Origin of the sequence: Pedobacter sp. UBA5917 (assembly GCF_002432345.1) — a bacterium.
Classification (GTDB): Bacteria; Bacteroidota; Bacteroidia; order Sphingobacteriales; family Sphingobacteriaceae; genus Pedobacter.
On record NZ_DJDT01000110.1, the window covers coordinates 1 to 7,315 of the forward strand.

Consider the following 7,315-nt stretch of genomic DNA (forward strand, 5'->3'; position numbering starts at 1 on the left):
GGCAGGGAGAGATCTATCTCGATATAGATTTAGCTTCGCTGAGCACTCACGTGGTTCTCGCCTTCGTTGCACTCTGCTCGACATGACGACGTGAGGGCGTTTTGCTAAAGATACACCGTATACCCCAAAAAAGCACTTTCACCATCTTCACTCAATACCGTTTCCTGATAATCGGGTGCGGTAAGGAGTTCTACAGTTACCTCCGCATCAACAGGCATTAAATAACTGATGGCCATATCCAAAATAGCCCTGTTTTTTTGTCCGGGGATAAATTTAACCAGCTCCTGCGGCGAGGTTGGGCCGATATTAACATTATATGCTTCATTTTCGGGGGTAAAGCTATCGCCTATGATGGTATCGATGCCCAGTGCGCTCCCGCCCAGTTGCATCTGCATTTCTTCAGCAATTTTTACCGGTGCAATATTGGCTGTTGCATCTACAATGCTAAGCGGTAAGTTAAACAGTGCGGTAAGTACTTTGGATACAAAAGCGATATCGTTTCTTTTCTGCTGGATTTCGGGCAGCAGGTGCATCCAGATGATGCTCTGCTCTTTGTTGAGTAAATTAAATTCATCCCAGCCGAATTCAAAAATCTGACTTAAATCGGAATAGGTTGTTTTTTTGTCGAGCATATTTTCATATAGCTCGGTCATGATCCTTACATAATTAATTTCGGCATCAAAAGGTGTAAAAAATAACCTGGCTTCCTTTTCTTCTTCTCTCCTATCCCTGATGTCTTTAATCATCGATTCCTCGTCCATACCGGCACTACCGGTTGGCGGACGGTGGAAAAGCCCTTCGGGCAGCATATCATACAATCCTTCGCGGTTGGTGCTGATGCGGATACGTTCGTGCCTTCTTTTTTCAGAGTAATAGGACGTGGTATCCTCAATATCTTTTGCAAATGCACGCTTATCGGGCCCCAATGGGATAATTTCGATCCTATCTGCATCAACTACCTTACGCTCAATCAGGTCTGCAGCATGCGACACAGCCTTATAATCTGTAAATAGTTCGTTATTAATCAAAGTTTCTTTTTTCATTTAAACTTTAAGCTTGCTTATTTGTTATAGGTTAAATTTATGTTACCGTAAAAAAATAGGATTATAATCAAATACTAAAGATACTATATTTGTAGTACATCACATCTATAAAAATTAATGGACGTTCAATCATTTTTTATCCGCTTTCTCTTATTTCCGCTGATTTTCATGGTATCAACAGCGGTACTTTCCATCATCAACAAAAAGAACCAGTTTCTTAATAACAAAAGACTTATCGTAAGTGTTCTGCTCATCGGCATTATTTTGGCCCTACCAGGTTTTTTAGGTTTCCTGAACTTTAATTTCATGCCCTGGGGTTACATTATCTGCTGTATTTTTTATCTTTTAATGGGTACGGTTTTCGTTTATCTGTTAACCAAGTACTACCCTAAAGATGTGCTGGAGCGCAAAGTATTTATCTTTTTTGCCACTTTGGTTTCGGCCATTTTATCGGTTTATTTATTTCAGCTGGCCTTTAACTGGTTAAGCTCGGTAAATTTTGGCTGGTTCGGTGCCGGCAGCATAGCCTGTTTCTTTGTACCACTTATTTTTTGGTGGGCATATGTTTCATTACTGGGTATCCCATCCGAAATTTATAAAATCTGGAGGTACCCTGATACACCATTGGATATCAACATGGACCATGTGGATTTTAACCGTTTATTGGTACTGGAGCTTGAGCTTTATAAAAAAAGCAGTGATCCGGAACCTTTAAAAGTAAAGGTAAAAGCGGTAGAAAACATGAACTTCGGTATCTGGTTCCACAAGTTTATCGATGATTATAATTTAAAATTTGCAAAAAGCCCGGTAGAATTCAGGAGCGACGATATGGAAAATTATAAATGGATTTTCTTTATCAAAACATCCTTTTTTAAACGCAATATCTTCATCGATCCGGATCTGGATATTATCGAAAACGGCATTACCGAAAAAATGACGATTTATGCTAAACGGGTATCCGAAAACGTAAACAAACCTAATGAAGTTGGAGAAAGTGCTATCTTTATCTAATCTATAATTAAAAACATCTACCATGATAAAGCCGCTAAAATATAAATCCATTAACTGGATTAATGGCATGAAGCTTTCCAGTGATCATTTTACCTTAAGTGATCTCTATTTGCAGGACTTTGTACGCGATGCCGCCTCTCTACATTTAAACAACAGTAATTACGGATTTTTACCTCCTTTTGCAGGTTATAAAAGTTCGCACGATATCGAAATTATCGAAAAAGCAACCAATCATATCGAGGTAAGGGTAAGATACTGTAATGCCATTACGCCCGAAGGCTGTCACATTGATATCGTACAATCGGATAATATGGATACGCTGGTACACAACCATTATTTTGGTCAATCGGAGCCACGTAACTATGTGATTTTATTGGTGGTAAGTCCGTTTAACCGCATACCGGCGGGCACACCAAACCCCGAGGAAAATCCGATCCGGTACCCTGAACTTGCCAAAAGCTATTCAATCGCGGTTTTACCGGAGAGTGAAGTGGGTGTACAAACAGCCGACAGTTATTTTTTAACCATTGGGCAGGTTTACTACGAAAACGGCAGGTTATCGATCAATAACAGTTATATACCGCCAAGCTCAACCATTACCAGCCACCCTGCGTTAATCAGGTATTACGAATCTTTTAGTGTTTTATTGAATGATTTACAGTTGGCGGCGTTTAAAATTATCGATAAAACCAGCGGGCGTGATAACATTACTCCATTGGGTAAAAATATCCGGTTGATTTCGGAGAAGATCGTGGATTATATTGCAGGTTTGTTTTACGAATACAGAAATATTGCACACCGCGAATCGCCAGTGGTTTTAGTGGGCTATTTTTCGAGTTTGGCACACATCTTTTTTACCGCGATTAAGCTGATCGACCCACGGGAAAGGGAAGAACTGTTAAAATATTTTTACGAATGGAAAGATGTTACCCCTGGTAATTTTGAAGAACTTCTGGCCAAAACCATCGAACTGGTTTACGATCATAAACAGATCAACAACAGCATGGTAATGGCAAATGAGTTTATGAATGTACTGGTGGCCCTTTGGAATAAACTGAGCGGACTGGAATACATTGGCCAACGCAAAGAAAACATTGTGGTTGCAGAACAGCAGGTGGTACAACAGGTGCAGGCCCGCAAAACCTGGACATTGCTGGATTAAAATTATTTCTCGGAGCCTATTTATAATGAAGCTGTACCGCTCAAACGAGGGTACAGCTTTTTTTATTCTATATGAATGGTGCCGGTTTAAAAATTAACGAGGGCATGGCCATCATAGTTGCCAGGCGTATTTATACCTAAAAATTTTAAGATGGTAGGTGCTACATCGTATAAATAAGGTGCACCGTGGTAATCGATTGTTTTACGGTAAAAAATATCCGTATTTAGGTTACTGCGCGTAATGGCTACACTATTTTTGGTCAGGATATCAATTTTCGGTGTAACCAGGCTGCCATTGTATGTGGTACCAGAAGTTTCATCACCTTTGGTATATAGTACCAGATCGGCACTTTGTGGGTGCGAAGCGCTTAATCCTGTAAAACTATAATTGCTGATGCTGGTTGCAGGAAGAGCCGATTTGAACAACCTGATTTCAGCTATGTTTCCGGTAAAATATGGACTGTAATTGGTGGTTCCGTCCTGCCCGATCTTAAATGTTGTGCCGCTTTCCATATCGCCTACTGCAGAAATATCGCCCTGGGCAACCTGTATGCCGCCATCGTACATGGTGGCTTTTTGGGTGCTGCGGTTAACTACAATGGCCACCTGGTGCCAAAGCTGATCGGTTAAATCGATACCGCTAATATCAGCTCTATGGGTACCATCACCAAAATTGGCCTTAATTGTACCACCGTTATTTGAGATAATTATCCCTTTATTATAGCCGCTTGCCCAGTTTTTATTCCCGATAATAACCGGATCGCTGGTAGCGCTTGTGGCCCTTACCCTGAATTCGATGGTAAAACTACCGCTTGCACCCAGGTTAAAATTGCTAAGTACAGGTAATTGGCCATATACATTGGTTTTAAAATCGACGGTAGAGATATTATTCGGTACCGATTCGGTTGAAGTGGTAGGTACGGTATTTACCTGCTGCTGTGGAATGGCGCTATTGTTTAAAATAATAAATGCATTGCGCTCCAAATAACTCGAACCACCGTGGCTGGCATCGCCTCCGTGATCGGTAGCCACCACAATGAGCCAATCTTCGTTGTTGTAGGTTGGACGCGCTTTTATAGCCGCTAATATCCTGCCTACGCGGGCATCAACAGCCCTAACCGAATCCATGTACATCTGCGTGGTGGTTCGGTAATTGCTGGCATGCCCCGCATGATCTACATCATCGAAATGGCAAAATGAAACATCGCTATTGTTGGTGGTTACCTCCTGGATAATTTTCGTTTCCGTTTCATTATCATTTGTACTGTTATATTTAAACGTTACATCCTGCGTAGCCACAATATTATCGTTAATTGGCGACCATGTTACAACAGATGCGGTACGTAAAGCGGGCAAACTGGTTTTAACCTGCCTGAAAAAGGATGGATAATTTACAAAATCTGCTATCGAAAAACCATTATCCGATGCTTTATGCTTTGCAACACCAACGCCTGTAAACAGGGCCGACCAACCATTTGCCGACCAGGTAGGCACTTCTGCCAAAGCGTTGGTACTGGTATACGATTGGTTCATTAAAGCTTTAAGGTTTGGTGCATTTTGGGTGGTAATGGCTTTCCATACACAGCCATCAATGCCGATAAACAATACTTTTTTAGCTTTGGTTGAAGCAGCATTTACTGCTGATTTCTGATCGATTTTTTTGTCGAACGAAGCCAGTTCTGCTTCAGGCCTCTTACAGTACATCGTAAATAGGGCCAGAAAAAGAATAAGGCCGGGCAATAGGGACGTTTTAATTTTTTTCATGATGAATTTTGGAATGTTTTGTTTAATAAGGTTGATTTTTGTTTAGCTAAACTAAACATTTGTTTTGTAAAACACCAAACGTTATTCCAAATTCTTTTACATGACATACTGATTAATAAGTCTTTCGGGGTAAAAAATTCAAAGAGATTAATAAGCTAAAGCTGATTTTAGCTGACAAACTGTTTTTTTTTAAACTTAAATTAGAAAGAAAGCATAATGGGGATAGGAAAACAGACCAGGTATTGCTCTATTACACATTACTTTCGACCACATTGAGTAAACATGAAAGCTTATTAATTTTGAAAAACATACACCAAACGTTATCCATTCCATCGATAAGGATTGGCTCTTCCTGATCTAATTCAATTTTTAATGTATTTTTGATATCATCTGTCATTCCAGACATTTCCTCTGAGTTAAGTGAATGAAACCATTCAATTATTGCATTTCGGATATCAGCAGAAAGTACCTGCTTAACATAAGTCCCTTTTTTGAACTCGAAAAGAAATGTATATTTTTTCATGAGCATGTTTGTAAGAAACTGATCAGGGAGAAAACTTTCTACATTTTAGGTAGCAGTTACTCCTCAGATCATCAAAATTCAGATCTATTTGACCCATAAAGGACGTTAAACTTAGCCCATATCAGTAGGGATTTTTAATTCAAGTCCTTGGGAATATTTATTTTGAACACCATGATAATAATCTGATATTCTTTTTTCTACATGTATCTGATCCCAAACCGCTAAGCGCTCCAACCCGTTACATTCCTGAAATTCAGCTCTTTCACGGGTACCATTCCTGTCTATCCAACAAACCGATAGATTACCTATTTCCTGAATAAAAAATGGAACTGTTTTTTTAAGCTCATTAGATAATTCACTTATCCCAACTATTTTCCAAGCCCCACTTTTTATAGGCCTATGGTTAACCAATATTTTAAAGATAATTTTTGATTGTTCAATTAATGAAAGATCAGATTCATCCTTATCTGTTTTAAAATCATAAAATGCATACACATTATTGGCAATGATTCTGCCATAAGTGTGGCTGCACTCATCAATTTTTACTTTAAAAAATGCACCCGGAGCCTCCTTTTGTTTCAACATAAATTTAGTTTCCTGTATAAAATTAGTTAAATATCAAATTAACAGTTTTATGCCTTTTATCTCCTTACCCTTCTATATAAAAACTTCCAAGGGCAACACAAGTAAAATGAGAACAAGTGCGGTTACAACAACCCTAATCAGGTAAATCCGAAGCAGCCCAGGCAGATAATAATAATCGTACTTTTCATTATAATAGAGTCCAACTTTACCCCAAATATTCAACTCCAAACATTTACTATAGGGCAATTGGACAGAATAAGTTTTACCATTCCGGGTTACTTTAATAGACGAAACAGACTTTGATCCTGCATTACAGGATTTATCTACAATCAGCATTTTTTCCAGCTTTGAATTTCTTTCCAGGTTTTTATTCTGAACATAGTAAAACATTGCATAGCTAAAAAAGGCCAGTGCTATCAAGAAAAAAAACGATTGATTTTTATAAAAATAGGTTTCCAAAAATGCCAATTTCTCCTTTTTTTTTGGAATTCCAGTCATACTGATAATCTCTGAAAGGTTAACTACGGTGTTAAAATTTTTTATTTCCGTTATATAAATTCTTTGGTACCCGCGAACGGATGAGCACTCCAACAGACTTATCCGAAATTCCGTAATCTTTAATTAAATCTTCTTTGGGGATTATTTTAATCTCTTTAAAAATTTCATCGTTAATTGCCGATAAATTCCCTTCATAATCTTTAACCAATACCTTATCGTTTAATATATATTGAATTGTCGAATCACTTTCAAGAGTAGGAACCAGGTTTTCAAATTCTTTGGATTTTGTTTTAAAGAAACGTTGGAACCGTTTTTTCGCAAATGGAATGCTTTCCATATAAACTGCTCCATCCTTGCCTCTATCCCCTAATATACCTACTACTTCCTTTCCTTCATATATGGTTAATGAAGCAATGTTTTTTGGATCGAACTTTATGAATTCACTCTTTTCGAAATTCACGCTATCGATAAAGAAAACCGGATTTTCGCCAAGTTTAGCAGGAGCTTTTAGGGGGCTTTGGGCAAATAAACCGGTAGATAAGACTACAAGAATAATGGTGAGGCGTTTTTGATACATTTTATCTGAGGGCTAATATAAATGATTGGCTAATATATTTATCTATACTATAATTAACAAATAATCAGATGTACTAAAAAATCATTATCATGTTTGTCTAAGCCTCACTTTTATAATCAATTTTAATGATGCCATAAAAGATGATTTAGGGAA

General features: G+C 38.2%; 7 protein-coding genes. 2 read left to right on the forward strand and 5 right to left on the reverse strand.

The genetic code is table 11. From position 1 onward, the window contains the following. Nucleotides 1-104: 104 nt before the first annotated feature. Nucleotides 105-1,043: a type VI secretion system baseplate subunit TssG gene (locus B2V92_RS06605; RefSeq protein WP_293306019.1), complete on the reverse strand. Its 939-nt coding sequence runs from the start codon at nucleotides 1,041-1,043 to the stop codon at nucleotides 105-107. A 117-nt stretch (nucleotides 1,044-1,160) separates the two neighbouring features. Between B2V92_RS06605 and B2V92_RS06610 the strand changes: the two genes are divergently transcribed. Continuing rightward, a complete protein-coding gene (locus tag B2V92_RS06610; RefSeq protein WP_293306021.1) occupies nucleotides 1,161-2,054 on the forward strand; it encodes a TssN family type VI secretion system protein in 894 nt (297 codons plus the stop codon). A 22-nt stretch (nucleotides 2,055-2,076) separates the two neighbouring features. Continuing rightward, complete coding sequence (locus B2V92_RS06615; protein WP_293306023.1) at nucleotides 2,077-3,216, forward strand: hypothetical protein; 1,140 nt, start codon at nucleotides 2,077-2,079, stop codon at nucleotides 3,214-3,216. A gap of 86 nt (nucleotides 3,217-3,302) precedes the next feature. Here B2V92_RS06615 and B2V92_RS06620 read toward each other — a convergent pair whose 3' ends face one another. The 4 genes from B2V92_RS06620 to B2V92_RS06635 form a co-directional block, all read right to left on the reverse strand. Continuing rightward, nucleotides 3,303-4,979: an alkaline phosphatase family protein gene (locus B2V92_RS06620; protein WP_293306025.1), complete on the reverse strand. Its 1,677-nt coding sequence runs from the start codon at nucleotides 4,977-4,979 to the stop codon at nucleotides 3,303-3,305. Nucleotides 4,980-5,229: 250 nt separating this feature from the next. Beyond that, the gene (locus B2V92_RS06625) at nucleotides 5,230-5,502 is read right to left on the reverse strand and encodes a hypothetical protein (RefSeq protein ID WP_293306027.1); all 273 of its coding nucleotides are present in this window, start codon (nucleotides 5,500-5,502) and stop codon (nucleotides 5,230-5,232) included. A gap of 111 nt (nucleotides 5,503-5,613) precedes the next feature. Further along, nucleotides 5,614-6,087, reverse strand: coding sequence for an Imm26 family immunity protein (locus tag B2V92_RS06630; RefSeq protein ID WP_293306029.1), 474 nt, complete (start codon nucleotides 6,085-6,087; stop codon nucleotides 5,614-5,616). Nucleotides 6,088-6,616: 529 nt separating this feature from the next. Then, nucleotides 6,617-7,162, reverse strand: coding sequence for a hypothetical protein (locus B2V92_RS06635; RefSeq protein ID WP_293306031.1), 546 nt, complete (start codon nucleotides 7,160-7,162; stop codon nucleotides 6,617-6,619). Nucleotides 7,163-7,315: the final 153 nt, after the last annotated feature.